The organism is Hyunsoonleella pacifica, from assembly GCF_004310335.1.
Classification (GTDB): Bacteria; Bacteroidota; Bacteroidia; order Flavobacteriales; family Flavobacteriaceae; genus Jejuia; species Jejuia pacifica.
This window is the reverse complement of record NZ_SIRS01000001.1, coordinates 810,772-835,718: the sequence shown is the minus strand read 5'-3', so window position 1 is coordinate 835,718 and position 24,947 is coordinate 810,772. Positions and strand designations below refer to the sequence as shown.

At 32.1% G+C, this 24,947-nt stretch carries 26 protein-coding genes; 24 read left to right on the top strand and 2 right to left on the bottom strand.

What is annotated here, in order from left to right; genetic code table 11:
* Positions 1-138: 138 nt before the first annotated feature.
* Positions 139-2,715, top strand: coding sequence for a zinc-dependent metalloprotease (locus tag EYD46_RS03330; RefSeq protein ID WP_165454327.1), 2,577 nt, complete (start codon positions 139-141; stop codon positions 2,713-2,715).
* Positions 2,716-2,939: 224 nt separating this feature from the next.
* On the opposite strand, the gene EYD46_RS03325 is transcribed toward EYD46_RS03330, so the two are convergent.
* Positions 2,940-3,851, bottom strand: coding sequence for a hypothetical protein (locus tag EYD46_RS03325; RefSeq protein WP_130935623.1), 912 nt, complete (start codon positions 3,849-3,851; stop codon positions 2,940-2,942).
* 288 nt (positions 3,852-4,139) lie between these two features.
* Here EYD46_RS03325 and EYD46_RS03320 point away from each other — a divergent pair, with 288 nt between their 5' ends.
* The 5 genes from EYD46_RS03320 (at position 4,140) to EYD46_RS03300 (ending at position 10,391) form a co-directional block, all read left to right on the top strand.
* Positions 4,140-6,665, top strand: a complete 2,526-nt coding sequence (locus tag EYD46_RS03320) for a PIG-L family deacetylase (RefSeq protein WP_130935622.1) — start codon at positions 4,140-4,142, stop codon at positions 6,663-6,665.
* 113 nt (positions 6,666-6,778) lie between these two features.
* Entirely contained in the window at positions 6,779-8,653 is a 1,875-nt protein-coding gene (locus EYD46_RS03315) for a sodium:solute symporter (protein WP_130935621.1), read from the top strand.
* Positions 8,637-9,620: a Gfo/Idh/MocA family protein gene (locus tag EYD46_RS03310; protein WP_130935620.1), complete on the top strand. Its 984-nt coding sequence runs from the start codon at positions 8,637-8,639 to the stop codon at positions 9,618-9,620. Before EYD46_RS03315 ends, EYD46_RS03310 begins: the two co-directional genes overlap by 17 nt.
* A gap of 113 nt (positions 9,621-9,733) precedes the next feature.
* Positions 9,734-10,201 carry a hypothetical protein gene (locus EYD46_RS03305; protein ID WP_130935619.1) on the top strand — a complete coding sequence of 156 codons (468 nt, stop codon included), beginning with the start codon at positions 9,734-9,736 and terminating at the stop codon, positions 10,199-10,201.
* Positions 10,191-10,391, top strand: coding sequence for a helix-turn-helix transcriptional regulator (locus EYD46_RS03300; RefSeq protein ID WP_130935618.1), 201 nt, complete (start codon positions 10,191-10,193; stop codon positions 10,389-10,391). Before EYD46_RS03305 ends, EYD46_RS03300 begins: the two co-directional genes overlap by 11 nt.
* A 200-nt stretch (positions 10,392-10,591) precedes the next feature.
* Here the strand turns inward: EYD46_RS03300 and EYD46_RS03295 are convergent, their stop codons facing one another.
* A complete protein-coding gene (locus EYD46_RS03295) occupies positions 10,592-11,443 on the bottom strand; it encodes a DUF2911 domain-containing protein (RefSeq protein WP_130935617.1) in 852 nt (283 codons plus the stop codon).
* Between the two features lie 224 nt (positions 11,444-11,667).
* On the opposite strand from EYD46_RS03295, the gene EYD46_RS03290 reads away from it, so the two are divergent.
* The 18 genes from EYD46_RS03290 (at position 11,668) to EYD46_RS03205 (ending at position 24,914) form a co-directional block, all read left to right on the top strand.
* Positions 11,668-12,324 (top strand): MIP/aquaporin family protein, encoded by a 657-nt coding sequence (locus tag EYD46_RS03290; protein ID WP_130935616.1) that lies wholly within the window; start codon positions 11,668-11,670, stop codon positions 12,322-12,324.
* 99 nt (positions 12,325-12,423) lie between these two features.
* Positions 12,424-13,080: a TetR family transcriptional regulator C-terminal domain-containing protein gene (locus tag EYD46_RS03285; RefSeq protein WP_130935615.1), complete on the top strand. Its 657-nt coding sequence runs from the start codon at positions 12,424-12,426 to the stop codon at positions 13,078-13,080.
* A 6-nt stretch (positions 13,081-13,086) separates the two neighbouring features.
* Positions 13,087-14,397, top strand: a complete 1,311-nt coding sequence (locus EYD46_RS03280) for an ABC1 kinase family protein (RefSeq protein WP_130935614.1) — start codon at positions 13,087-13,089, stop codon at positions 14,395-14,397.
* A gap of 4 nt (positions 14,398-14,401) precedes the next feature.
* A complete protein-coding gene (locus EYD46_RS03275; RefSeq protein ID WP_130935613.1) occupies positions 14,402-15,037 on the top strand; it encodes a flavin reductase family protein in 636 nt (211 codons plus the stop codon).
* Positions 15,034-16,494 carry an SDR family oxidoreductase gene (locus EYD46_RS03270; protein WP_130935612.1) on the top strand — a complete coding sequence of 487 codons (1,461 nt, stop codon included), beginning with the start codon at positions 15,034-15,036 and terminating at the stop codon, positions 16,492-16,494. Before EYD46_RS03275 ends, EYD46_RS03270 begins: the two co-directional genes overlap by 4 nt.
* Positions 16,454-16,600, top strand: coding sequence for a DUF2256 domain-containing protein (locus tag EYD46_RS03265; RefSeq protein ID WP_130935611.1), 147 nt, complete (start codon positions 16,454-16,456; stop codon positions 16,598-16,600). The genes EYD46_RS03270 and EYD46_RS03265 overlap by 41 nt, the downstream gene beginning before the upstream one ends.
* Positions 16,570-17,880, top strand: coding sequence for a DASH family cryptochrome (locus EYD46_RS03260; RefSeq protein ID WP_130935610.1), 1,311 nt, complete (start codon positions 16,570-16,572; stop codon positions 17,878-17,880). Before EYD46_RS03265 ends, EYD46_RS03260 begins: the two co-directional genes overlap by 31 nt.
* A gap of 2 nt (positions 17,881-17,882) precedes the next feature.
* Positions 17,883-19,367 carry a cryptochrome/photolyase family protein gene (locus tag EYD46_RS03255; RefSeq protein WP_130935609.1) on the top strand — a complete coding sequence of 495 codons (1,485 nt, stop codon included), beginning with the start codon at positions 17,883-17,885 and terminating at the stop codon, positions 19,365-19,367.
* Entirely contained in the window at positions 19,360-20,841 is a 1,482-nt protein-coding gene (locus EYD46_RS03250; protein WP_174719882.1) for a cryptochrome/deoxyribodipyrimidine photo-lyase family protein, read from the top strand. The genes EYD46_RS03255 and EYD46_RS03250 overlap by 8 nt, the downstream gene beginning before the upstream one ends.
* 125 nt (positions 20,842-20,966) lie before the next feature.
* Positions 20,967-21,395: a hypothetical protein gene (locus EYD46_RS03245; RefSeq protein WP_130935607.1), complete on the top strand. Its 429-nt coding sequence runs from the start codon at positions 20,967-20,969 to the stop codon at positions 21,393-21,395.
* Positions 21,392-21,664, top strand: a complete 273-nt coding sequence (locus EYD46_RS03240; RefSeq protein ID WP_130935606.1) for a TIGR03643 family protein — start codon at positions 21,392-21,394, stop codon at positions 21,662-21,664. Before EYD46_RS03245 ends, EYD46_RS03240 begins: the two co-directional genes overlap by 4 nt.
* A 79-nt stretch (positions 21,665-21,743) precedes the next feature.
* A complete protein-coding gene (folE, locus tag EYD46_RS03235; protein ID WP_130935605.1) occupies positions 21,744-22,439 on the top strand; it encodes a GTP cyclohydrolase I FolE in 696 nt (231 codons plus the stop codon).
* 10 nt (positions 22,440-22,449) lie between these two features.
* On the top strand, positions 22,450-22,665 hold the full coding sequence (locus EYD46_RS03230) for a hypothetical protein (RefSeq protein ID WP_130935671.1): 216 nt from the start codon (positions 22,450-22,452) through the stop codon (positions 22,663-22,665).
* Positions 22,666-22,818: 153 nt separating this feature from the next.
* Positions 22,819-23,034, top strand: coding sequence for a hypothetical protein (locus EYD46_RS03225; protein ID WP_130935604.1), 216 nt, complete (start codon positions 22,819-22,821; stop codon positions 23,032-23,034).
* Between the two features lie 21 nt (positions 23,035-23,055).
* Positions 23,056-23,739 carry an SDR family NAD(P)-dependent oxidoreductase gene (locus EYD46_RS03220; protein ID WP_130935603.1) on the top strand — a complete coding sequence of 228 codons (684 nt, stop codon included), beginning with the start codon at positions 23,056-23,058 and terminating at the stop codon, positions 23,737-23,739.
* A gap of 3 nt (positions 23,740-23,742) precedes the next feature.
* Positions 23,743-24,279, top strand: coding sequence for a glutathione peroxidase (locus tag EYD46_RS03215; RefSeq protein WP_130935602.1), 537 nt, complete (start codon positions 23,743-23,745; stop codon positions 24,277-24,279).
* A 7-nt stretch (positions 24,280-24,286) separates the two neighbouring features.
* Positions 24,287-24,466: a Lacal_2735 family protein gene (locus tag EYD46_RS03210; RefSeq protein ID WP_130935601.1), complete on the top strand. Its 180-nt coding sequence runs from the start codon at positions 24,287-24,289 to the stop codon at positions 24,464-24,466.
* On the top strand, positions 24,450-24,914 hold the full coding sequence (locus EYD46_RS03205) for a TspO/MBR family protein (RefSeq protein ID WP_130935600.1): 465 nt from the start codon (positions 24,450-24,452) through the stop codon (positions 24,912-24,914). The genes EYD46_RS03210 and EYD46_RS03205 overlap by 17 nt, the downstream gene beginning before the upstream one ends.
* The last annotated feature ends 33 nt before the right edge of the window (positions 24,915-24,947 follow it).

Below are 24,947 nucleotides of genomic sequence, written 5' to 3'. Positions count from 1 at the left end.
CTTTACAATTGATTGTTTACAGTTACTTTTTTAGTTAGTTTTATATAAATTATAGTAACAATAATGCCCCCAAGTCTTAACTATTATTTATACATTCTCTTCTGCTGTTCTATATGTTTATGTAGAGCCCAAAACGATTTGTTTTTTAAATCGAACAGGAGTATAAATTCTACACAAAGCAGTAAAAGTAAACTTTATAATTATGATTATAAAGCTCTTAAAAGTAAACTGGATAACATTGATAATTTAAATAACTTTTCTACAAAAGGAGATAATATTATCTCTTTTCCCAATGCAAAAGGCAAATTTGAAAAGTTTAAAATTATAGAGTTGTCAGTAATGCAAAAAAGATTACAGGAAAAATACCCTTCCATTAGATCTTATGTAGGCTATGGTATCGATAATCCATCAAATTATTTAAGGTTTAGTATTTCTCCCTACAAGGGGTTTTCAGGCATATTATTAGGTAATGACAAACCTCTGTATTATCAACCACACACAGATTTAAAAAACGGTTTTTATATTTTAGAGCATTCCCCAGAAGAAATAATAATTACTTCTACATGTAAAACACTTACTCAAAACAAAAACTTTGCATATAGCCATACATCTCATACAAATAAAATCAAAACCTCTGAAAAGAGAGTTTTTAACATAGCATTATCAGCCACTGGTGAGTATTCTATTTTTCATGGAGGAACATTAGCTAATGTAAATGCAGCGATAGTATCTAGTTTAACAAACATCAATGCTGTTTTTGAAAGAGATTTAAACATTAGCTTTGTTTTGGTAGAAAATAATGATGCTATAGTTTATTTAAATGCAGAAAGCGATCCGTATTCTAATTTTCCATCCAACTATGGAGAAGAGTTACAACAAAATCTTGATACAACTATTGGTAATACAAATTATAATATTGGTCATCTATTATCAGCTGTAGGAATAGGTGGCAATGCTAATTGTATAGGTTGCATTTGTGAAGATGGAAAAAAAGGGAGTGCATACTCCTCTAGTGACTTTCCATCAGGTTTTCATTTTGATTTCAGTTTGTTAGCACATGAAATAGGACATCAATTGGGAGCTAATCATACATGGACTTATCTTGGAAATGAAGGCACTAAAGTACAAGTAGAACCTGGTAGTGGCTCTACAATAATGGGGTATTCTGGTATTGGAAGATCTGCTAACATACAACTGGCAAACGATTCGTATTTTCATGGTATTTCAATAGAACAAATAAACAATGTAGTAAGCAAAACTCAATGTGCTAGTGGTACTTTATTGAATAATTTAAGCCCTATTGCTAACGCAGGTACAAATTTAACCCACCCCATAGGTACTCCTTTTAAATTGATAGGCGTAACAGATAAAGATGATAACGGTACATTAACCTACTGTTGGGAGCAAATTAATGATAACGGATCAAAAACTGTATACCCTAATCCTGATTTAAGTGATAGTGATGCTGTTTTATTTAGAAGTTTTCCACCAACTAATAATCCAATTAGATATTTTCCCAATTTGCTTGATTTAAGATTTGGATTAAATGAGACTTTATGGGAAAAAGTACCAAATGTTAATAGAACAGCAGATTTTAGATTAACCGTTAGAGACAATAATCCAGAAGGCGGTAAAACTAGCTTTGATGATATTACCCTAACATTTGATAATGCTTACGGGCCTTTTGAAATTATAAATTTTGCTGAGGAAGATTTAATTCTTACAGCAGGAAGTACTCAAACAATTAGGTGGTTAGTAAACAATACTGATAATATTGATGGAGGAGAAAATGTAAATATATTATTATCAACAAATGGTGGTATTTCGTATGACACTGTTATTGCTAAAAATATTCCTAATAATGGATCTTATACCTTTGATATCCCAGATATTATTGCTTCAGAATGCAGATTTATGTTAGAAGCTTCAAACCATCATTTTTTTGCTGTGAATAAAAGTGATATTGCTATTGGTGTAGAAGTAGTTAACACTTGCAAAAAATTCGAATCTCATGAAAGCTTAAATCTACAAATTATTAGTGATGAAACGAATACCATATCTACTTTAATACATAGTATAACCATCCCGGAATCATCTATTATATCTGATATTAATATAGGTGTTGCTATATCTCATCCCATCATTGGGGACTTAGGAATTACTATAACAAGCCCTAAAGGTACCGAAGTCATACTTAAAACATATAAAAGCTGTTCAACAGAAGAAAACTTATTTACAGTATTTGATGATCAAACTTTAAATTTTAACTGCGCAAAGAGTGATTTAAATATTAATCAAAAATCACTAAGTGGTACATTAACTACATTTAGTAATGAAGATGCTATAGGAGACTGGACTATTGAAATAATGGATAATGGTACCGAAAATATAGGAATTTTCAATTCTTGGTTTATTGAGTTGTGCAAAAAAGAACAAAAAGATATTGCTTTAAATGACGAGATATTTAATGAATTTACCATATTTCCAAATCCTAATTCTGGAAGTTTTAGCATAAAAGCAAAGGCTCTTCATTCTTATAAAAATTTAAACATAGAAATATTTAATCTCAGCGGGCAATTAGTGTACACTGAATTTATACCAGAAACAACCTTCTTAAACAAAAATGTTACAACCTTGGGGTTGCAATCAGGAATGTATTTTTTGAGAATTACTGATAAAAACGCATCGTTTTCAGAGAAAATAATAATCAATTAAACTAGTACTAAAAATTAGTTAACTATTTATATAATTACATATACTTTTAAAAGCCATTGACTACATAAGATACTATGAAAATAATTCATACTAGTCTTCTTCTTTGTGAACTAGCCTCAACATTCAACATCACTTATTGTTTATTATATAAAAAACTGCCTAAAAAAATATTTTTTCAGGCAGTTTCTAAAGTCTATTACATCTAACTAATTTTGGATATGTATTTATGGATTGTTAACAAATCTTGTAGTAACATCACGCCATAAAATTTCCGCTTCTCCACCTTTACAACGGTAAGCCCCCATACGCAATTTAGCTTGTAATGCTCTGTCTGGATTTGGCACTCTAAAACTTCTAAAGACACCGTTAATAGTCGAATTTACATAATGTCTAAATTCTCCACCAGACACATCAAAACCAGTTTTAACAGTAATGTCAAAATCTCTGTTTTGTCTTACTCTAGTTATTGGTCCAAATAATGTTCTTCCTCCTGAGCCTGATCCTCCACGTTCAGTAATTTGTTCTCGATAAATATCATAATATTGTATCCCATTTTCTTCTATAGGCTTAGCAACAAACAAACAAATTGCTGGGTCTGCACTTCCTACTACAGGCTCACCATCAGGAGTAGAATGTTTTCCCTTAGCTTGTATAAGGTAAGTTCCGTTACTATTACCAAGCTCTCCATTAGTAGAGGTAGAATCACCATCACCTACGCGCTTAATGCGAACTGTTCCTTTAATTTCGATAAAATTCCCAACCTTCACATTTTTGACTACCTTACTTGCTCTTTCTATTCTTGGTTGTAGGTTGTCTGTACTTGTTCCTGCTCTAAGTCTATAACTACCCCAAGTATGCGGAGTACCATTAGTTGTTTGCGCATAGTTGTAAGGACAAGACCTATCATCTATTTCATCATCAACAGCTTCATTAACATCATTTCCAGGACCACTGTACGTATACTTTGTATTTCCAAAACTACATACGGCAGATAAATCACTATTTTCAGGATCTTGAATCTCATTCAAATCCTCTTGAAACACTTCTTGTTCTTCATTAGAACAAGACATAACAACTGCTAATAAAGCTATTATCATTAGCATTTTTAAATTCATTAGGTTAAGTAAATTTTTCATTTTTTTCTAATTTAGGTTAAATAAAATTTTTAAAAACTTATACGAAAATATATCAAAAAATGTATTTTTTTCATCGGTAAAATACACGTATATTCTTATAAACTAAAAAACAGCGTATTGGAAAAATATAATAGTTAAAAACATGTAAAGTTTAACAGTTAATTAAACTTTAGGTAACAATCTAGAAAATCATCCATGAAATGCATTTTAAACATCGTTAAATAAAAATTAAAACCAGAACATCCGCTAGTTTCTTTATTTATATTTGGCAGTCAGCAAAAGAAAGTTATGCAAAAACGATTACTTTTAACCCTGATAGCCATCTTTATGCTATCATCCATTAGAGCACAAAAACCAAAAGTGCCATCATCTTCAGAAATTTATGAATCCATTCAAAAACTTAACGTTTTAGGATCTGTATTGTATGTAGCGGCACATCCTGATGATGAAAACACTAGGCTTATTGCTTATATGGCAAACCACGTAAAAGCACGTACAGCTTATTTATCTTTAACACGTGGAGATGGCGGACAAAACTTAATTGGTCCAGAAATTAGAGAGCTTTTGGGAGTAATTAGAACGCAAGAGCTATTAGCTGCTAGAAGTGTAGATGGTGGTAAACAACGCTTTACTCGTGCTAACGATTTTGGCTACTCCAAACATCCTGATGAAACTTTAGAAATTTGGGATAAAAATGAAGTACTGAGTGATGTAGTATTTGCCATAAGACAATTTAAACCAGATGTGATTATTAATAGATTTGATCACAGAAGAGCCGGACAAACTCATGGACATCACACTACATCTGCTATGCTAAGCATTGAAGCATTTGATATGGCAAATAGCGCAACAGCTTACCCAGAACATTTGCAATACACTTCACTTTGGCAACCAAAACGCTTGTTTTACAATACCAGTTGGTGGCGTTACGGTAATAAGGAAGCATTTGATAAAATAGATAAAAGCAACATGCTAAAGCTAGATATTGGTGTATACTATCCATTAAAAGGAATGTCTAACAACGAATTGGCGTCTATTGCAAGTAGCCAGCATTTGTGCCAAGGATTCGGGCGTATTTCTACTCGAGGCACACAAGATGAATATATTGAGTTTTTAAAAGGCGATCCTCTTAATGGTGCAAACAATGTATTCGCTGGAATTGATACGTCTTGGAATCGTGTAAAAGGAGGAAAAGCCATTGGAACTATTTTAAATGCTATTGAATCTAATTTTAATTTCACAAATCCTTCTGTACATGTGCCAGACTTAGTTAAAGCTTATAAACTGCTACAACATATTGAAGATGAACACTGGAAAGCTTTAAAATCTGAAGAATTAAAACGTATCATTCAAATGTGTGCTGGTATATATCTAGAAGCCTCTGCTGATAGTAATTGGGCTACAGCTGGCAATATGGTAAATGTTGGTTTAGAAGTTTTAAATAGAAGCGATTTACCTATTACATTAGTAAGCATAGGTAACATTAGTAATATAGATGTATCAAAAAACATCAAATTAGATAACAACACCCGATTCATATTTAAAGAAGTATTAAAAATAGAAGATGATGCCAAACCTACTACACCATATTGGCTAAATAAAAAAGGCACTTTAGGTATGTATCAAGTAGAAGACAAAACCTTAATTGGAAAACCAGAAACACCACGACAATATACAGTTGATTTTAATTTGCTTATTGAAAATACACCAATAACATTTTCAAAACCAGTAATTCAACGATTTTCAAAACCAGACAAAGGCGAATTATACCGTCCGTTTGAAGTTATCCCAGAAGTATCTGCTAGAATCAAAGAAAAAGTGTTCATTTTTGAAAATGATAAACAACGTGATATTACAGTTGTAATAAAAGCAGGTAGAGATAATTTAGAAGGTGATGTTGAAGTATGTCATCCAAACGATTGGCAAGTATATCCTAAAAAGCAAAAAGTATCTATTTCACATAAAGGCGAAGAACAAACCTTGGTATTCACTGTAATTCCTCCAGAAAATCAAAGTGAAGGATTTATTGGTCCCATTGTACATATAGACGATAAAGATTATACAAAAGAACTTATTGAAATTGATTATGAGCACATCCCCTTTCAAACAGTTTTATTGCCAAGTGAAAGTAAGGTAGTACGTTTAGACATTAAGAAACGAGGCGAAAACATTGGGTATATCCAAGGAGCTGGGGATGTAGTTCCTGAAAGTTTACGCCAAATTGGATATAATGTTCGTACGATTTCTACAGATGAAATTACTCCAGAAACCTTAAGTAAATTTGATGCTGTAGTTGTTGGTATTAGAGCGCATAATATCTTAGATGACTTACAGTTTAAACAACAACAACTATTCGATTTTGTATCTAACGGTGGTAACGTAATTGTACAATACAGTACTTCTTATCGTTTAAAAACAAAAGATTTAGCACCTTACGATTTACAATTATCTAGAGACCGTGTAACGGATGAAAATGCCGAAGTGCGTTTTATAAACCCAGATCATGAAGTACTTAACTACCCAAATAAAATTACCCAAAACGATTTTAAAGGATGGACTCAAGAGCGTGGTTTATATTTTGCAAACGGTTGGGGTAATGAGTTTACGCCTATTTTGTCTATGAATGACAAAGGAGAGACAGCCAAAAAAGGAAGTTTACTTGTAGCAAAACATGGTAAAGGCTACTATATATACACTGGGTTAAGCTTTTTTAGGGAGTTTCCTGCTGGGGTTTCCGGGGCTTACCGCTTATTCGCAAATATGTTATCTTTAGGAAAGGACGAGATTAAAAACGCTCTAAAACTAGAAGACTAATTATGAGAGAAGACTCACCAAAGCAACAATGGCAAAAACTGTACACCATAGTGTTGGTGGTTAATCTGTTGTATTTTTTGGCATTTTATATCATCACTAAAACCTTCTAAGTCATGCACATGCTAAATTGGGTAGATTGGATAGTGCTTTCTATAACTTTAATTGCTATTGTAGCTTACGGCACATGGCAAACACGAGGAAGTAAAAATGTAAAAGACTATCTACGTGGTGGTAATACCTCTAAGTGGTGGACCATTGGCTTATCAGTCATGGCAACACAAGCCAGTGCTATTACGTTTTTATCCACACCAGGACAAGCTTACAATGATGGTATGGGCTTTGTACAATTTTACTTTGGCTTACCTATTGCCATGATTGTAATTTGTATAGTGTTTATTCCTTTATATCATCGTTTAAAAGTATATACTGCTTACGAGTTTTTAGAAAATAGATTCGATTTAAAAACCAGAACACTTGCTGCTATTTTGTTTTTAATACAACGTGGCTTAGCTGCTGGTATTACCATCTTTGCTCCTGCTATTATTTTATCTGTAGTCTTAGGTTGGGATTTGTTAACATTGAACATAGTCATAGGTATATTAGTGATTATTTATACCGTTTCTGGAGGTACACGAGCAGTAAACGTAACACAGAAACACCAAATGGTAATTATTTTTGCAGGAATGTTAGTGGCATTCTTTTTAATTGTGGATAAATTACCAGAGGATATCACATTTCAAAAAGCTCTAGAAATTGCTGGAGCTAGTGGTAAAATGGAAGTTTTAGACTTCTCTTTTAATCTGGATAACCGCTATACGGTATGGTCTGGACTAATTGGTGGTACGTTTTTAGCCCTCTCTTATTTTGGCACAGATCAAAGCCAAGTACAACGTTACCTATCCGGAAAATCGGTAAAAGAAATGCAATTGGGATTAGTCTTTAATGGCCTTTTAAAAATTCCAATGCAGTTTTTTATTCTGTTAGTTGGTGTCATGGTATTCGTGTTTTATCAGTTTAATGAAGCACCTGTGAATTTTAATCCAACTGCAACCGAAGTCGTTTTAAATTCTGAATATGCTGAGGATTATAAAAAACTTCAGAACGAACAACAGCAGATTTTTAGAGATAAGCAAAAAATTATAAAAGCCTATGTGAACTCTGAAAATACAGAAGCTGCTAAATATATTTCAGCAGCTAATACTGCAAATGAAGAGTTACGCAAAGAAGCCAGAGACCTAATTAAAAAAGCAGGAGAAAGCAAGGACTTAAAAATAGAAAGTAATGATAAAGACTATGTGTTTATTCATTTTATTTTAAATAACCTACCACGGGGTTTAATTGGATTACTATTGGCTGTTATTTTAAGTGCTGCTATGTCTAGTACCGCTAGTGAATTGAATGCTTTAGGCTCCACTACCACAATAGATTTATACAAGAGAAACGTTTCAGAAAAAACTGAAGAACAGATGGTTAAGGCGTCTAGATGGTTTACACTGTTATGGGGTATTATTGCCATAGCTGTAGCTTGTGTTGCCAAACTTTTTGACAATCTAATTCAGCTAGTCAATACCATTGGATCTCTTTTCTATGGAACTGTGTTAGGAATATTTTTAATAGCATTCTTTTTTAAAAAAATTAGAGGAAATCATGTATTCCTTTCTGCACTAATTACACAAATTTTTATATTAATATTTTATTATTTTGGAATATTTAAATTAGAACAACAAGGCCTTAATCCAATATTAAGTTATTTATGGCTTAATTTTATTGGTTGTATTATGATAATTTATTTGAGCTTAGTTTTCATTTTGAAGAAGCTTAGTTTGGCTAACAAAATTATTTTATTCCTAATTAGTGCTAACATTAGTAAAATAGTTTATGACATCATTTTATCCAGTAATACAAGTATTTACTATTTACTATCCTTAATTTTACTTTTCTTAATTATTGGAAAAACAAACTATACTGATAATGCTACAACTACCTAAAACCATAAATTGGGGTATTATAGGCCTTGGTAATATTGCTCATAAATTTGCAACAGATTTGTTAACGATTAAAGGTGCTAAACTCTATGCAGTAGCTTCAAGAAATCAGGATAAAGCAGATGCTTTTGCGAAAAAATATGACGCAATAACAGCTTTTGACAGCTATGAAGCGTTAGCTAAAGACACAAATATAGATGCAGTTTATATCGCTACACCACATGCGCTTCACAAAGAGAATACCCTACTCTGCTTAAAAAACGGTATTGCTGTACTTTGTGAAAAGCCTTTTGCCATGAATACAGAAGAGGTTGCGGAAATGATTGCATTAGCCAAGGAAAAAAACGTTTTGCTTATGGAAGCTCTATGGACGTATTTTTTACCGCACTATCAATATGTTTTAAATGCTCTAAAAGAAAAAAAGTTTGGCAAGCTTTTAAAACTAGAAGCAGATTTTGGATTTTATCGCACTTTTGATGATAAACATAGGTTATTTAATAAATCTTTAGGTGGTGGAAGTTTATTGGATATTGGCATCTACCCTATTTTTATTGCCTTATCTACATTAGGTATTCCTAAAACCATTGGTGCCAAAGCAACTTATTTTGATAATGGCGCAGACGCTTCTTGCAATATGGAGTTTGAGTATGAGGATACTACAAAAGCCTATTTAAAAAGTTCGCTTATTGAAGACACCCCTACAGAAGCTATTTTTTATTGTGAACATGGTACTATTAAAATAAACACTATGTTTCATGCACCAGCAACTGTAACGCTTATGCCTAACGAAGGTGTTAATGAAACTTTAGATTTTGGTTACAACACTATTGGTTATAATTATGAGGTTATCCATTTTAACCAATTACTTCGAGATGGTAAAACTGAAAGCGATATAATGACTTTTGAGTTTAGCAAGCAGTTAATTAACACCTTAGATCACGTTCGTTCGCTTATCAATTTACAATACTAAGCAGTAAAAAAAGACTAATTTTTAAGACTTAATGTAATTTTTATTTGTCTAAATGTAAAGTTTATATTACTTTTGATACATCAATCATTTTATCAATTTTAAAACGAACATTTATGAAAACAAATTATTTATTGCCACATAGGTACAAAATCTTAGGATGGATTCTTTTCTCTCTAGGTATTCTTTCTGGTATTTGTCTTTTTATTAACGGTTACGAAGTTAAGTACCTTAATGACACCAAGGTATTAGCTGCATACTATCACGATATTTTGGAAAGTGAGTTCTTTAAAGTCATCAATAATCAAATTTTAGATGAAATTATTATGGTATTTATATTATTAGGGGGACTAATTTTAGCTTTTACTAAAGAGAAAATAGAAGATGAATTCATCTACAAGTTGCGTAAAGATTCTATAGTCTGGGGAATTATTTTTAATTATGCCATTTTACTTTTTACAATAATATTCATTTATGAAATAGCATTTTATTATGTATTGGTGTTGAATATGTTTACACCACTTATATTCTTTATAATTCGCTTTAATTTCTTAAAACTTAAATCCAGAAGCAATGAAGAATAGCATAAAGGTACAACGTGCCATACACGATATGACCCAAGCTGATTTGGCAAAAAAAATTGGAGTGAGCAGGCAAACTATTAACGCCATGGAAAAGAATAAGTATGTGCCATCTACTGTGCTTTCCCTTAAAATTGCAAAGCTTTTTAATCAGCCCGTAGAAAAATTATTTTTTTTAGAAGACACAGATTAAAAGTTTAAGACCTTACTACAGCAAATACGCCCGCGTTAGCGATTGCAGTGGTAGCTTTTGGTCCCGCCATTGCGGGAAACCAAAACTTTTAACGGAAAGTGCGCCCCCTTGTGGGTAACACCCAAAAATAAAAAAGCGCAACCTAAAATGTTGCGCTTCTTAAATTAAAAGTAATCTTATATAAGGTTAAAAGCCTATTACTACATAGCTCCCCACTCTTTTAAAGAATCTTGGTTCATTTTTACATATCCTTTATTCCCTGCTTTTTCAGCAAGCTTTAAAGACTGCTTAGCAGCAGCAATAGCTATATCTTTAGCACCAGCTTTAGCGTGTATTAAAGACTGTTGTCTTAAAATCCAAAAGCGTGGTTTATCACTTGTTAGTTCCACGGCTTTATCAATCCAAGTTTTAGCTTTTTTTATGTCTTTATTCTCTTGTAAGTAGTATACAGCAGCCGAATAATAATCATTAACACTTGGCCCACTCATTACCTTGTTAATATTAGATAATACTGCCTTATCAGTTGGTACCTGAAAAGTAACTGCGGCATAAGATTTTTCCCAAATCAACTCTAAAGTAGCACTACTATTCTTAATATTGTTAATATCTATAGTAAATGTTTCTACGTTAAAAGGAATATCAGTTACCTCTATGGAAGCAGTAGCAACCACCTTGCTCTCATCCCATTTACGAGGTGTACCCCAGTTACTTGTATCACTATAAAACATAACATCCCACGATTTAGCAGAATTTAATCTTGTAAAAATGGCATAGCTACCTGCTTTTAATTTTTGTCCAGCAATAGTTACCTCAGTACTAAAAGTAATAATCGTATTTTTATTAGCTCCAGTTCTCCAAATTGTTCCAAAAGGTTCTAAACCACCAAATATTTTGCGTCCTTTTACACCTGGTCTAGAATACTCTATGGTTACATCTGTTAAACCTACTTTTTGCTCCAATTTAGCCGAAGGACTTGGCTGTGGTGTTTCAAGCTGTGCCTGTACACAAGTTATAGTTGCACAAGCCAAAAATAGTAATAGTAATTTTTTCATTTTTTGTAGTTATTTATAATAAAGTTTTAATAGATAAAATTAACCAAACTAAAATCGCTTATTGTTAACAAAAGCTTAAAATAAGAGGTTGTATATTTGTCCATAATTAATTTGGGCGTTACCGCAAGGGTCGGGCTTTCACTACTCAATCCCTCCTACGTCGGGGATTTCAAACATGCCGTTCAATCCCTAACGCAAATTCGTTCAGACATTAATAATAAGTAATGAAACAATACATATCTGAAACCATTGGTACTTTCATCATGATTTTTTGCGGTTGTGGTGCTATGACTATAAACGAAATAACAGGTAGAAGCATTTCCCATGTTGGTGTTGCTATAACTTGGGGACTAATTGTTATGGCGATGATTTATGCTTTTGGAGAAATATCTGGCGCTCATTTTAATCCTGCAGTAACCATAGGTTTTGCTTTTGCTAAAAAGTTTCCATTAAATAAAGTACCTAAATATATTTTAGCACAGGCCATAGGTGCTATTCTTGCTGTATTATTGTTATGGTTTTTATTTCCAGAAAGTCAATTTTTAGGAGAAACCACTCCTGCAGAGAGTTTTCCAGCTTATAAAGCAGCAATTTTAGAATTTTTGTTGACGTTCTTTTTAATGGTAGTTATTATTAATGTTTCCACTGGAAGTAAAGAAATAGGTACCATGGCAGCCATAGCAGTTGGAGGTGTTATATTGCTAGAAGCCATGTTTGCTGGTCCAATGACAAAAGCATCTATGAATCCTATACGCTCTATAGCTCCTGCCCTGTTTACCGGCAACTTTCAGCATTTATGGTTGTATATTACCGCGCCTATTTTAGGGGCTATTGCTGCTGTATCTAGCTGTAAGTTGGTTAAAGAAGAACAGTGCTGCTAAACACTCAATAAATAAATCCAATAGTATTACATCTTATTTTGTTTAACTTTTTTATTTAATTGTTAAACATTTTGTATCTTTACCATAAATAAACAGATTATGGCAAAGAAAAAATCTATTTCCAAAAATGATATTATTACTTGGTACATGGATTATGTATTAGAGCATGATGAAAACCCAAAGACAGTATTTGCTTTTGCCAAAGCAAATAATTTTGAAGAAGCAAAATTCTACGAACATTTCTCCTCTTTTGAATCTATTGAAAAGGGTGTTTTTGAAGCCTTTTACACTAATTCTTTAAAGGCTCTAGAAAAAAGCGAAGATTACAACATATTTGATGCTCGTAATAAATTGTTAAGCTTTTACTACACGTTTTTTGAAAACTTAACTGCTAATAGAAGCTATGTAAAGCATGTGCTTGACAAGTATAATAACGACCTTAAAGGTTTAAAAATGCTAAAAGGTTTAAAACATCATTTTACGAAATATATCAGTGAATTGGGCATACAAATGCTAGATATAAAGCAAGAACAACTTGAAAAAATTCAAGATAGAGCATTAAAAGAATCTGCTTGGCTTCAATTGCTTCTTACAATGAAATTTTGGCTGGATGACACCTCTACTTCTTTTGAAAAGACAGATATTTTCATAGAAAAATCAGTTAATACCACTTTTGACGTGCTTGATATAGCACCTGTAAAAAGCGTATTAGACTTAGGCAAATTTTTATTTAAGGAAAAATTCCACATGAATTAAACGTGTATGAAAACCATTGATAACATACCTACATCAAAAATACAACGTGCTACCAAATTGGTATCCACAGGAGCCAAAGTAGGCGTAAACTATTTAAAATATTATGGTGATAAAATTGTAAAAACTAAGGAAGAAGCAAAAGAACGCTTAAATCAAAATAATGCTGAGGATATTTATGATGGTTTAAAGCAACTAAAAGGTAGTGCTCTTAAAGTGGCACAAATGCTAAGTATGGAAAAAAGCATTTTACCTCAGGCTTATGTTGAAAAATTTTCATTAGCGCAATTTTCTGTTCCACCATTATCGCCACCATTAGTTATAAAAACATTTAAAAAATATTTTGGAAAACACCCTAAAGAACTGTATGATACTTTTAATGCAACTTCTGTAAATGCCGCAAGCATCGGTCAGGTGCACGTTGCCTTTAAGAATGGGAAAAAACTTGCTGTGAAAATCCAATATCCAGGAGTTGCAGAAAGTATCGCTTCAGATTTAGCTATGGTAAAACCAGTAGCGATGAGCATGTTCAACATTAAAGGAAAAGATTCTGATAAATATTTTAAAGAAGTAGAATATAAATTGATTGAGGAAACTAATTATGTACTAGAAGTAGAACAAAGTAAAGCAATTGCAAAAGCATGTTCACACATTACTAATCTTAGATTTCCATGTTATTATGAAGATTTATCTTCAGAACGTATAATCACTATGGATTATATGGAGGGAGAGCATATTTCAGAATTTACAGCACATAATACCAATCAAGAAAAAGCAAATAAATTAGGTCAAGCCCTCTGGGATTTCTACATGTACCAAATTCATAAACTGAAAAAAGTACATGCTGATCCACATCCTGGAAATTTCCTAATTTCTGAAAAAGGAGAATTGATAGCTTTAGATTTTGGGTGTATGAAATATATCCCTATGGATTTTTATACACCCTATTTTGAGCTAGCAAAACAGGAAAATATTGATAACAAAGAATATTTTACATCTAAGTTATACGAATTGGAAATACTTAGAAAAGACGATTCTAACGAGGAAATAACTTTTTTTACAGCAATGTTTCATGAGATGCTTAGTCTATTTACACTGCCCTTTCAAAATGAAACTTTTGATTTTTCTGATGCTGGCTTTTTCGGTAAAATTGCCGAATTAGGAGAACGCTATTCTAAAAGCACAGATTTAAAGAAAATGAATGGTAATAGAGGCTCAAAGCACTTTATCTATATCAATAGAACCTTTTTTGGGCTTTACAATTTGATGTTTGACCTCAAAGCAAAAAACATCAAAATTGATAATTATTTAAAACTGTAGTACAATGAAATATTTTAGCGAATCAGATATTCAAAATTTAGAACACATCTATAAAATCAATTTGATTAATAGTTGTTCTGGTTATAAATCTGCTAATTTAATTGGTTCTATTTCAGAAGATGGTGCAGAAAACGTAGCTGTATTTAGTTCTGTAACTCATATTGGTTCTAGCCCTGCAATATTAGGATTCTTTTTGCGTCCCACTACAGTAATTCGTAACACTTATGAGAATTTAAAAGCTACAGGGTATTATACCATTAATCATATCCATGGAGCTATAAAAGAAGATGCACATCATACTTCTGCAAAATACGATAGTAACATATCAGAATTTGAAGTTACAAACCTTGAAGCAGAATATAAAACAGACTTTAAAGCACCTTTTGTTAAAGGTGCTCCAATACAGTTAGCAATGGAATATCTTGAAGAATATCCCATTAAAGCTAATAACACCATTTTGGTTATTGGAAAAGTAATAGGTTTATATGTTGATAATGAATTAATTGAAGACGATGGCTTCATAAACTTATCTAAGGCTAATGTAGCTGCTATAAACGGATTGGATGGTTATGCAGTTCCAAAACAAAATACACGTTTTGGATACCAAAGACCAAAAACCTTAGCAACAGAAATATCATGAAAGTTCTTATAACAGGAGCAACTGGTTATATAGGTAAACGCCTTATCCCTTTTTTATTACATCAGGGACACACTGTTGTTTGTGTTGTTAGAGACCGCTTAAGAGCTGATAAACGTTACGCTGAGGACGAAAATGTATATATTATAGAAGCCGATTTTCTAAAGCCTAAAACGCTTGAAAATATTCCTAAAGGTATTGATGCCGCATATTATCTAATACATTCTATGTCTAACTCGTCTAAAGATTTTGAATCTCTAGAGGAAAGATGTGCGATTAATTTTAAAAATTATATTGAAACTACAGAAGTAAAGCAAGTAATTTACCTAAGTGGTATTACAAACGAGGATAAGCTTTCTAAACATTTAAGGTCAAGAAAAAACGTAGAAGATAAACTAGTTTCAGAGCATTACGCACTTACCATATTTAAGGCAGGAATTATCGTAGGTTCGGGGAGTTCTTCATTTGAAATCATAAGGGATTTAGTAGAAAAACTCCCCTTTATGATAGCACCTAAATGGTTAAATACTAAAACACAGCCATTAGCAGTGAGAGACGTTCTAGCATTTTTATCTCGTGCGGTTGGTAATGAAGCTGTCTACAATAAAAGTTTTGATGTTTTTGGCCCCGAAATAATAACTTACAGAGAAATGCTCTTGCAATTCGCCACTGTACGCGGATTAAAACGACGTATTTTAACCGTACCTGTAATGACACCAAAGTTATCATCCTATTGGTTGTATTTTGTAACTTCAACGTCATACAAACTAGCAACATCTCTAGTAGACAGTATGGGTGTTCAAATTATTGGTAAACCTAGCGATATTAATGAAATTCTAAACGTAAACCCTATTACTTATAAAGAAGCAGTATCCTTAGCCTTTGAAAAAATTGAACAAAACGGTATAGTCTCCAGCTGGAAAGATTCTATGGTAAGTAGTGGCAGATTAGGCAAACAGTTACACAAATATATTAATGTGCCAAAATTTGGCTGCTTTAAAGACTATAAAGAACGCTACGTTATTGATGCGAATGAAACCATGGAAAAATTATGGAGTATTGGCGGAAAAAATGGTTGGTATTACGGTACGATACTTTGGCGTATTAGAGGTTACATTGATAAGCTTTTTGGTGGAATTGGTTTAAGACGAGGGCGTACAAGTCCAACCGATTTAGATGCTGGAGATGCTTTAGACTTTTGGCGTGTAATTTTTGCCGATAAAGAAAAACAAAAACTACTGCTCTATGCTGAGATGCGCTTACCTGGCGAAGCTTGGTTAGAATTCAAAATAGAAGATTACAAACTAAAACAAACTGCTACATTTAGACCACGTGGTATATGGGGAAGACTCTATTGGTATAGTGTTTTACCATTTCATGGTTTTATATTTTCTGGAATGATTAACAAACTTGTTAAAGTTGAGTCACAAAAAACAACACTTACCACAGAAAACGTGTAAAATCTGCAATTTACCTTTTACTTGGAGAAAGAAATGGGAAAAGAATTGGGACAACGTTAAATATTGTAGTGAACGATGCAGGAAAAACAAAAAAACACAGGCTTAATTTGGTTTAGAAACGATTTAAGAGTTAATGATAATGTGGTTCTAAATAAAGCTACGCAACTACATAAACATTGTATAGCAGTTTACTGTTTTGATCCCAGACATTATGAAGTTAACCATTTTGGTTTCAAAAAAACAGAAAAATATAGAACTAAATTCTTAATTGAAACACTCGAAGATTTAAAGAAAAATCTAAGCGACTTAAATATTGAACTATTTGTCTACCAAGACAAACCTGAGGATGCAATTCCTAGACTAGTTAAACAATTCAATATAAATTCCATCTACCTACAAAAAGAATGGACTCAGGAGGAAATTGAAGTTTTAGAACAGGTAAAATCAAGCAATCCAGAAGATACAATATACAAAGAATATTATAATCAGTTTCTATTTCATCCAGATGATATTGGGATGGCATTTGCGCAAATACCACAAGTATTTAGTAATTTTAGAAAAAAGGTTGAAAAATACAGTATTGTAAGACCTGTAAATCATCCAGAAGCTTCAAACACTAAACATAGCATTTCTAATTCTACACATATTCCAACAATAGAAGACTTAGGTTTTGACAATTTTAACACACATCAAAATTCATCTTTTCCATTTAAAGGTGGGGAAAATGCCGCTTTAAATCGTTTAGATGATTATTACTTTCAAACTAAAAAAATAGGCGTTTATAAAAAAACAAGAAACGGACTTATTGGTAAAAACTACAGCTCAAAATTCTCATCTTGGTTAGCTAATGGTAGTATTTCTCCGCGTACAATTTATTGGCAGGTAAAACAATTTGAAAAAGAATACTTCAAAAATCAATCTACGTATTGGTTAATTTTTGAATTGATTTGGAGAGATTATTTTAAATACATAGCATTAAAACACGGTAATAGTATTTTTAAAATTGGAGGTATTCTAGACAAAGAATATTCCTGGAAAGCAAATAAGAAATTAATAGAAAGTTGGATTAACGGGCAAACCCCTTCAACATTTGTAAATGCTAATATGTTAGAACTGAAGCATACTGGCTGGATGAGTAACAGAGGACGACAAAATGTAGCTTCTTATTTCGCAAAAGACTTGCTGCTAGATTGGAGAATTGGAGCTGCATATTTTGAATCTATGCTAATTGATTACGATGTACATAGCAATTATGGCAATTGGATGTACGTGTCTGGTGTTGGCAACGATCCTAGAGATCGAAAATTTAATGTGGATTTACAAGCAGAACGCTATGATGCATCCAGCACATTCCAAAACATGTGGCTACAAACTACCTTATTCTAAATATGCAAAACCTACAAACACATATAATATTTCCGCATCAATTATTTAAAACTTCTAAGGTCTTAGATAAAATCAATCACATCATTTTGGTTGAAGAATATTTGTTTTTTAGTCAATATAAGTTTCATAAACAAAAAATTGCATTTCATCGCGCCAGCATGAAAGCGTATCAAGCTTATCTAGAGTCTCTTGATAAAACTGTAACATACATTGAAGCTACAAATGACGCATCAGACATAAGAGTACTATTACCAAAACTTTTAAAAGATGGTTTTTCTACAGTACATATCATAGACCCAACCGATAATTGGCTTGAGAAACATATCAAAACATCAGCTTTAACGATAGAAATAAAATGGTATGATAATCCGCTTTTTATCAACACTAAAGAAAACTTATCTACTTTCTTTAAATCCTCGAAAAAAAAATTTTTTCAAACATCATTTTATAAAAGCGAGCGTAAGCAAAAGGATATTTTAATGCACGGCGATCAACCAGAAGGTGGCAAGTGGACTTATGATGCTGATAACAGGAAAAAATATCCAAAGGGTAAAACACCTCCTGCTATTTATTTTCCTGAAAAAACGACTTATCATCAAGAAGCAGAATCTTATGTAGAATACTATTTTAAATCTCATTACGGTAAGCTTAATGATTTTGTACTCTACCCTATCGATTTTACATCTGCAGAAGCTTGGTTTGAACAATTTCTAGAACAGCGATTTTATGAATTTGGTGTATATGAAGATGCCATTGTTAAAGAAGAACACTTCTTAAATCACAGTCTTCTTTCTCCTTTAATTAATGTTGGTTTACTAGAACCTAAAGCAATTATAGGTAAAGCCATTATTTATGCTAAAGAACATGACATCCCCATAAACTCTACTGAAGGCTTTGTGAGGCAAATTTTAGGATGGAGAGAATTTATACGTGGCGTATATGAAGTTAAAGGTACCGAAGAACGTACAAAAAATTTTTGGAAGTTTTCAAGAAAAATCCCAGCTTCATTTTATGATGGATCTACTGGTATTGCACCTGTAGACAATGTTATAAAAAAAGTATTAAAAACAGGATATGCACATCATATAGAACGCTTAATGATTCTGGGAAATTTTATGGTATTATGCGAATTCGATCCAGACGATGTTTACAAATGGTTTATGGAACTATTTATTGATGCTTATGATTGGGTAATGGTACCAAATGTATATGGCATGAGTTTATATGCAGATGGAGGGTTGATGTCTACTAAACCATATATAAGTAGTAGTAATTACATTATGAAAATGAGCAATTATGGTAAAGGAGAATGGCAGAATAGCTGGGACGGATTGTTCTGGACCTTTATGGATAAACATCGTGATTTTTTCTTAAGTAATCCAAGATTAAGCATGCTCATAAGAACTTTTGATAAAATGAAACCAGAAACCAAACAAAACCATTTTATACATGCTGAACATTTTCTTAATATCCTAGATAATGCCTAAAAAAGAACACCTACATATTGTTTGGTTAAAACGCGACTTACGCTTACATGATAATGAAGCTATTTTTAATGCACTAAAAACGAAGCAGCGTATTTTATTGCTGTATAGTTTTGAGCCTTTATTGTTAAATGATCCGCACTATAGTGAGCGCCATTGGAATTTCATTAAAGAATCGTTAGTTGATATAAATAATGAACTAGAAAAATACAAATCTAAAGTTTTAGTAGTACAATCAGATATTATTGCAACCATTAATCAATTACAAACACGTTATTATATCTCTGATATTTTTTCACATCAAGAAACTGGAATTTTAGCAACCTACGAGCGTGATAAGAAATTTAAACGCTTTTGCAAAAACAATTTAATACAATGGCACCAAAATATAAATAATGGTGTGTTGCGTGGTTTAAAAGACAGAGAGGGTTGGAGTGAAAAAGTAGATACCTTTTATGCCATTACCCCTTTAAGCTTTCAACCAGAACAAAATCAACTAGTTACTATTGAAGCTATAAATAATCTGGAGCAAAATTTTAATATTCCAGATCTAACCACACCAGAATTTACTTCATTTCAAAAAGGAGGGCGCTCTACGGGAAAACGCTATTTAAAATCCTTTTTTACAGAACGTTATCCTAATTATATGGTTCACATTTCTAAACCAGAATTAGCAAGAACCAGTTGTAGCAGAATTTCTCCATACATAGCTTGGGGTAATGTATCAGTTAGAGAAGTATACCATGAAGCCTACCATTTAAAAGAAACATCAAAACATAAAAAGGCTCTAGAAGGATTTATGTCTAGATTACGCTGGCAAACGCATTTTATTCAAAAATTTGAAATGGAACATACTATGGAAGAAGCTAGCGTTAACAAAGGGTTTCATAAACTAAAAAAAAGTATTTCCAAACGATATCAACATGCTTGGAAAACTGGTAATACAGGTTACCCTTTAGTAGATGCATGTATGCGTTGTTTAAACGAAACAGGCTATCTTAATTTTAGAATGCGAGCACTAGTAGTTTCATTTTTTACGCATAACTTATGGCAACCTTGGCAGGAGGCAACAACGCATCTATCACAAATGTTTTTAGACTTTGAACCTGGGATACATTTTCCTCAATTACAAATGCAGGCTGGAGAAACAGGTATTAACATGCTTCGTATTTATAATCCTGTTAAGAATAGTTTAGAGCATGATCCTGATGCAAATTTTATAAAGAAATGGGTAAGTGAATTGAAAAATTTAGACATACCATTTGCACACCAACCATATTTAATGACTGATATGGAACAACAGTTTTATAATTTTAAGCTTGGAGTAGACTACCCAAAACCAATTGTTGATTTAGAAATCTCAAGAAAAAAAGCAGGAGATGTGCTTTGGAAACTACGTAAAGACAAAATAGTTCTTGATGAAAGTAAAAGAATCTTAGAAAAACATACTCTTAAAAGCAGACTTAAAAACAGTTAATTAACTATTTTACAAATAGTTAAACTTTCCATAAATTTTACTGATAGTAACATGTTAATTTTTTGTTTAATATTACAACAAAAAGATTAAACATTTTGTATATTTGAAGTGTAAAGCTAAGGAAATTGATACTTGACACAACATTTCATAACAAGGAACACAAACAAATTCTAACAGATTTAGTAGGACGATCTTTTACGCTTTTAGAATCTCTAAAAATGAAAGGTGTGGGTTCTAAGAGAATGATTGTGAGTGAAGTTAGTCTTAATATGCAAAATTACATGAATAGAGTATCAGACATCAATTATGCAAATATAGAATTACGTAAATCTGGCATACTTATATTTATAAATAAAGGGTTGAAGAATTTTACCTGGGCTATCCCCTATTTTCAACTTGTTATTTATAAAACTAACGGGGCAAGTATCCATGCACAAGGAAAGTATATTCATTTTAAAAACAACAAAACATTTAAGGAAAACAAAAGTTTTTTTAGAAAAATGTTAGATGAAAAAATTGAATACGACCAACAATATAACTTTCAAAATTTATGAATCTATCTGTAGTTGAGGTTGATAGGATTATTGAAATGGCTTGGGAGGATAGAACCACTTTTGAAGCTATTGCATTTCAATTTGGTTTAAAAGAACAAGATGTAATTGAATTGATGCGAAGAGAGATGAAACCCAGTAGCTTCAAACTATGGAGATCTAGAGTACAAGGGAGAAAAACAAAACATGAAAAATTAAGAACATTTGAAAAAGGCCGTTTTAAATGCAGCCGACAAAAACAAATAACACACAATAAAATTTCAAAACGTTAACGTGCTTTGACTAATAAAAGGTTAAGAATTAATATTCTGGTAAAAACAAACTATTAGTACAGCACATAAAAAAGAGGATATGCAATTAGAAAAATTAAAACAAAAAGCTAACGGACACAAGTTAAATGGGTTTTCAATAGACGATATAGGAGACGACCATCTCTTTACTGGATTAGATACACCAATGCGATCAGATGCCTTTAAACTTAGTGATACAGAAAAGAAGGCACGTATTGCCATTTTATTTGAAGAAATTATGGAAGTTATGGGACTAGACCTAACTGATGATTCTCTAAAAGGCACTCCAAAGCGTGTAGCTAAAATGTATATAGATGAAATTTTTTCTGGATTAAATCCTGAAAATAAGCCAAAAGTAGCGCTGTTTGATAACAAATATCAATACAATCAAATGCTAGTGGAAAAAAATATTACGTTTTATTCTAACTGTGAGCATCATTTTGTACCAATTATAGGTAAAGCCCATGTAGCATATATTTCATCTGGTAAGGTAATTGGCTTATCTAAATTAAACAGGATAGTACAATATTATGCCAAGCGTCCACAGGTACAAGAGCGACTTACCAATCAAATTGCTAACGAATTAAAAGAAGCTTTAAATACAGAGGATATTGCTGTTATTATTGATGCTAAACACCTTTGTGTATCATCAAGAGGTATAAAGGATGATACTTCAGCAACAGTTACTGCATATTACGGCGGTAAATTTAATACCTCAGAAAAGATTACAGAATTACAAAATTATTTAAATAATTAAGATTATGGAATTGGAATTAATTAACAGAGCTTTAGAATTTGAACAAAGAAAGATGAGATCATTATCAACCAGTGATCGTGTAAAACTTTCAAGAGAGGCTAAAGCATTAATTTTAGATTTAAACCAGATTTATAAGGTTAAAAAAGACGAAAAAATTATGGATATCATGAAACGTTTAACCGTTATTAAACGTAAAGTAGAAAAACGTTTAAAAATGCGTGTCTAATAGCTTTACCATAAAAAATAAGGTAAGAACACGCCTAAATATTAAATTTTACCTAATAAATAGCCGTAAAAACAGTTAATCTGCTATATTTTATTATATTGCGAAGCTGACCAAACTATAGGTTAGTGAATAAAAATTATAGTAATAAAAATTATGGAGATTATTGATAAGGCTTTAGAATTCGAGCAGCGCAGGCACACTTTTAAAACAACAAGTGAGCGTATCGAATCGTCTAGAGAAGTGAAAAGTTTAATTTTAGGTTTGAACGACATCTATAAAAAAGAAAAAGATCCTGAATTAATGGATTTGATGAAACGTTTAACAGTCATCAAACAAAAAATAGAAAAGCGGCTAAAGGGCAGGCCATAGAAATTACATGCCCTGAAACCCATGAGAACAATAATAGTAATTGGTGGAAGTAAGGGCATTGGAAAAGCTTTAATAGAAAAGCTACTTCCCCATTCTAATGTTATAAACATTAGCAGAAGTACCCCAGAAATATCGCATAATAATCTCTCTCACTATAATTGCGATGTAACACAAGACGAATTACCAGAAATTGAAACTGCAGATGGGCTTGTGTATTGCCCTGGTAGTATAAATTTAAAACCGATATCTCGCTTAAGCATTGATGATTTTAAAGATGACTTTGAAATCAATGTATTAGGTGCAGTAAAAGTAATTCATAAATACCTCTCTGTTTTAAAACAAGGCAGTAAGCCATCAATAGTGCTATTTAGTACAGTGGCTGCTAAACTAGGTATGCCCTATCATGCCAGCATAGCTGTTGCCAAATCTGGTGTGGAAGGTTTGGTAAAATCATTAGGTGCTGAACTAGCACCAACACTTCGTATCAATGCTATTGCTCCCACTGTAACAAATACTGATTTAGCTTCAAAGTTATTACGTAATGATAAAATGATTGAAAACATTACAGAACGTCACCCTTTAAAAAAGTTTTTATTACCTGAAGAAGTAGCTGATATGGCTGAGTTTTTGTTATCTGAAAAATCATCATCAATTTCAGGTCAGGTTTTTGAAATGGATTGTGGCATTGTAAGTTTTAAAATTTAAGATATGAATTTATTAAAAACAGTTGTTGCTACTTTGGGGGTGTCCTCTGAAGACACAAAAATAGATGCAGAGCATATTTACGATATAAAAATTAATGCCATTAATGGACAGCCTATAGAATTATCTCAGTTTAAAGATAAATATATACTGTTTGTAAATGTTGCCTCTAAGTGTGGATTTACGCCACAATATAAATCTTTACAGAAGTTATTTGAAACATACAAGGATACCCTGCAAGTTATAGGAGTACCTTGCAACCAATTTGGAAGTCAAGAGCCCGGAAATTCAAAAGATATAACAGAGTTTTGCGAAATGAATTATGGTGTTTCCTTTTTAATTACAGAGAAAATTATAGTAAAAGGGAAAGAACAACACCCGCTGTATAGTTGGCTAACTCAAAAAATAAATAATGGTGTTTCTAATTCTTCAGTAAAATGGAACTTTCAAAAATACTTAATAGATAAAGATGGTAATTTGGTAGATTATTTCTTTTCATCAACCAATCCGTTAAGTTCAAAAATAATAAAACACTTAAAATAGAAATGCTATGTTTGGATTATTTAAAAGAAAATCAAAAAAAGAAAAATTAGAAGAACAATTTAAAAAGCTAATGCAAGAATGGCATAGGTTATCTTCAATTAACAGAAGTGAAAGCGATAAAAAGTATGCTGAAGCTCAAGATATTGCAAAACTCATCAACGAGCTAAAACATGAAGAAGCTGCTTAAATATGCTTTCATTTTTTTAATTATCAATTTTGGTGCTTTAGCCATAGGTAACTGGCTTATGGCTAACGGACCACAAACACAATGGTATATTAATTTAAATAAAGCGCCTTGGACACCACCTGGTTGGGTTTTTGGAGCAGCTTGGACTACTATTATGTTATGCTTTTCAGTATACATGGCGTATTTATACAGGCTAAAGCCAAATATTACTGTAATTGGTTTATTTATAATACAGTTTGCTCTAAATACTACTTGGGGACTTCTATTTTTTAATCTGCACTTTGTCGGTTTAGGTCTTACTGTAATCTTACTTCTAACTTTTGTTGTTGGAGTATTTACAGTGCTATTTAAAAATGATTTGAGAGCAAAAACCCTTTTAATACTTCCATATTTATTATGGCTATGTATTGCAACTTCATTAAACGGATATATTATATTAAATAATTAGAATAAACATTTATACATAATTTTAGTTTAAAAA

What these genes read in the sequence shown, in the direction of transcription:
- EYD46_RS03210 (WP_130935601.1), top strand. Translation starts at nt 24,287, where the DNA reads ATGTTTGGATTATTTAAAAGAAAATCAAAAAAAGAAAAATTAGAAGAA.
- EYD46_RS03325 (WP_130935623.1), bottom strand. Translation starts at nt 3,851, where the DNA reads ATGAAAAATTTACTTAACCTAATGAATTTAAAAATGCTAATGATAATA.
- EYD46_RS03220 (WP_130935603.1), top strand. Translation starts at nt 23,056, where the DNA reads ATGAGAACAATAATAGTAATTGGTGGAAGTAAGGGCATTGGAAAAGCT.
- EYD46_RS03290 (WP_130935616.1), top strand. Translation starts at nt 11,668, where the DNA reads ATGAAACAATACATATCTGAAACCATTGGTACTTTCATCATGATTTTT.
- EYD46_RS03300 (WP_130935618.1), top strand. Translation starts at nt 10,191, where the DNA reads ATGAAGAATAGCATAAAGGTACAACGTGCCATACACGATATGACCCAA.
- EYD46_RS03315 (WP_130935621.1), top strand. Translation starts at nt 6,779, where the DNA reads ATGCACATGCTAAATTGGGTAGATTGGATAGTGCTTTCTATAACTTTA.
- EYD46_RS03280 (WP_130935614.1), top strand. Translation starts at nt 13,087, where the DNA reads ATGAAAACCATTGATAACATACCTACATCAAAAATACAACGTGCTACC.
- EYD46_RS03250 (WP_174719882.1), top strand. Translation starts at nt 19,360, where the DNA reads ATGCCTAAAAAAGAACACCTACATATTGTTTGGTTAAAACGCGACTTA.
- folE (WP_130935605.1), top strand. Translation starts at nt 21,744, where the DNA reads ATGCAATTAGAAAAATTAAAACAAAAAGCTAACGGACACAAGTTAAAT.
- EYD46_RS03310 (WP_130935620.1), top strand. Translation starts at nt 8,637, where the DNA reads ATGCTACAACTACCTAAAACCATAAATTGGGGTATTATAGGCCTTGGT.
- EYD46_RS03275 (WP_130935613.1), top strand. Translation starts at nt 14,402, where the DNA reads ATGAAATATTTTAGCGAATCAGATATTCAAAATTTAGAACACATCTAT.
- EYD46_RS03205 (WP_130935600.1), top strand. Translation starts at nt 24,450, where the DNA reads ATGAAGAAGCTGCTTAAATATGCTTTCATTTTTTTAATTATCAATTTT.
- EYD46_RS03225 (WP_130935604.1), top strand. Translation starts at nt 22,819, where the DNA reads ATGGAGATTATTGATAAGGCTTTAGAATTCGAGCAGCGCAGGCACACT.
- EYD46_RS03320 (WP_130935622.1), top strand. Translation starts at nt 4,140, where the DNA reads ATGCAAAAACGATTACTTTTAACCCTGATAGCCATCTTTATGCTATCA.
- EYD46_RS03215 (WP_130935602.1), top strand. Translation starts at nt 23,743, where the DNA reads ATGAATTTATTAAAAACAGTTGTTGCTACTTTGGGGGTGTCCTCTGAA.
- EYD46_RS03305 (WP_130935619.1), top strand. Translation starts at nt 9,734, where the DNA reads ATGAAAACAAATTATTTATTGCCACATAGGTACAAAATCTTAGGATGG.
- EYD46_RS03270 (WP_130935612.1), top strand. Translation starts at nt 15,034, where the DNA reads ATGAAAGTTCTTATAACAGGAGCAACTGGTTATATAGGTAAACGCCTT.
- EYD46_RS03255 (WP_130935609.1), top strand. Translation starts at nt 17,883, where the DNA reads ATGCAAAACCTACAAACACATATAATATTTCCGCATCAATTATTTAAA.
- EYD46_RS03260 (WP_130935610.1), top strand. Translation starts at nt 16,570, where the DNA reads ATGCAGGAAAAACAAAAAAACACAGGCTTAATTTGGTTTAGAAACGAT.
- EYD46_RS03240 (WP_130935606.1), top strand. Translation starts at nt 21,392, where the DNA reads ATGAATCTATCTGTAGTTGAGGTTGATAGGATTATTGAAATGGCTTGG.
- EYD46_RS03295 (WP_130935617.1), bottom strand. Translation starts at nt 11,443, where the DNA reads ATGAAAAAATTACTATTACTATTTTTGGCTTGTGCAACTATAACTTGT.
- EYD46_RS03285 (WP_130935615.1), top strand. Translation starts at nt 12,424, where the DNA reads ATGGCAAAGAAAAAATCTATTTCCAAAAATGATATTATTACTTGGTAC.